The following is a 1,993-nucleotide window of genomic DNA, read 5'->3' on the forward strand; positions in this document are numbered from 1 at the left end:
CGGCGCCGTCTTCGCGCTCGAGCTGCCGCTGCGGACGGCTCCCGACGACGCGACGGCGCCCGACGCGCCGGCGCAGGCAGGGCCGGCGACGGGCGCGCCGACGCCACCCCTCGGCGTCCCCGTGGTGCACCTCGAGGAGCGGTCGGCCGGTGCGCACCGCTCGAGGGGCACGGCGGTCGGCGGGGGCCGCTCGTGAGCGTCGTGCTCGTCGCGGAGGACGAGCCGCGCATCGCGTCCTTCGTCGCCAAGGGGCTGCGCTCGGCCGGCTTCACCCCGCTGGTGTGCGGCGACGGCGCCACGGCCCTCGACCACGCGCTCACCGGGGACGTCGCCCTCGTCGTCCTCGACATCGGGCTGCCCGTCCTCGACGGCTTCGAGGTCTTGCGGCGCCTGCGCGAGCGCGGCAGCACCGTGCCCGTCGTCGTCCTCACGGCCCGGGGCTCGGTCGACGACACCGTGGCCGGGCTCGAGGGCGGGGCCGACGACTACATGGCCAAGCCCTTCCGCTTCGAGGAGCTGCTGGCCCGCATCCGCCTCCGGCTGCGCGAGTCCCGCCCCGAGTCCGGGGCCACGAGCCTGCGGGCCGGGGACGTCGAGCTGGACCTGCGCACCCGGCGGCTGTCCGTCGCCGGCGAGGGCAGGGACCTCTCGGCACGCGAGTTCGGGCTGGCGGAGACCTTCCTGCGCCACCCCGGCCAGGTGCTCACCCGCGAGCAGCTGCTCTCGCGGGTCTGGGGCTACGACTTCGACCCGGGCTCGAACGTCGTCGACGTCTACGTGGGCTACCTCCGTCGCAAGCTCGGCCCGGGCCGCCTCGCCACCGTGCGCGGCATGGGCTACCGGCTCGACCCGCAGGGGTGACTCCTCCTTCTGCAGGAGGAGGAGCGGGCGGGCGACCTCGTCCTCGCGGAGGTGACGCTGCCCACGGGCGCCTCCCTAGCGTCGCCGCAGGAGCACGCGAGGTGCTCCGGGAGCGGAGGGGACGACGTGATCGAGGTGCAGGCGCTGACGAAGCGCTACGGGACGACGACGGCGGTGGACGACCTGTCCTTCACCGCCCGGGCGGGCGAGGTGACGGGCTTCCTCGGCCCCAACGGCGCGGGCAAGTCGACGACGATGCGGGTGGCCGTGGGGCTCGAGCGGCCCACGGCGGGCGCCGTCCTCGTCGGCGGGTGCCGCTACGCCGAGCTGCCCGCGCCCCTCCGCACCCTGGGGACGATGCTCGACGCGCGGTCCGTCCACCCCGGTCTCACCGCGCGGCGGCACCTGCGGGCGCTGGCCCGCACGCACGGGATCCCCCGCGCCCGCGTCGACGAGGTGCTCGGTCTCACGGGTCTGGAGAGCGTCGCGGGGCGGCGGGTGCGCACCTTCTCCCTCGGCATGGGCCAGCGGCTCGGCATCGCCGCGGCGCTGCTGGGCGACCCGGCCGCCCTCGTGCTCGACGAGCCGGTCAACGGCCTGGACGCCGACGGCGTCCTGTGGGTGCGCGGGCTGGTGCGGCGGATGGCGGCCGAGGGCCGCACCGTGCTGCTGTCCTCGCACCTCATGCACGAGCTGGCCCTCGTCGCGGACCGGGTCGTCGTCATCGGGCGTGGGCGCCTGCTCGCGGACGCGACCCTGGAGGAGCTCGTGGAGCGTTCCGGCGGTGCAGGTGTCGTCCGCGTCCGGACCTCCGGCCCGGACGTGCTGGCGGCGGCGCTGCGCGGGCGCGGCGCCGTGGTCGACGACGCGGGCGGGGGCGTCCTCCACGTGCGCGGCGTCCCGGGTGACGAGGTCGGAGCGGTGGCCGCCCGCAGCGGTGTCGTGGTCCTCGAGCTCGCCGGCGAGGTCGGCTCCCTCGAGCAGGCCTACCTCGCCCTCACCGACGACGCGGTGCCGCACCGGTCCGGCGCCGACGGCGTGCGCGGCGGGCAGCAGCGCGTCCCCGGGGGCGCGCGGTGAGCGGCGCCGCCGCCGTGCGCCCGACGGCGTCCGGAGATCGGAAGAGGTCGTG

General features: G+C 77.1%; 2 protein-coding genes and 1 pseudogene. All 3 read left to right on the plus strand.

The window, feature by feature from the left end:
- Positions 1-196 (plus strand): annotated as a pseudogene (locus tag HLB09_RS18975) (hypothetical protein); the annotation flags it as partial.
- On the plus strand, positions 193-861 hold the full coding sequence (locus HLB09_RS20200; RefSeq protein ID WP_171204348.1) for a response regulator transcription factor: 669 nt from the start codon (positions 193-195) through the stop codon (positions 859-861). The pseudogene HLB09_RS18975 and the gene HLB09_RS20200, both read left to right, overlap by 4 nt.
- 126 nt (positions 862-987) lie before the next feature.
- The gene (locus HLB09_RS16270) at positions 988-1,941 is read left to right on the plus strand and encodes an ABC transporter ATP-binding protein (protein ID WP_171204349.1); all 954 of its coding nucleotides are present in this window, start codon (positions 988-990) and stop codon (positions 1,939-1,941) included.
- Positions 1,942-1,993: the final 52 nt, after the last annotated feature.

The organism is Pseudokineococcus marinus (assembly GCF_013004605.1).
GTDB classification, from domain to species: domain Bacteria; phylum Actinomycetota; class Actinomycetes; order Actinomycetales; family Quadrisphaeraceae; genus Pseudokineococcus; species Pseudokineococcus marinus.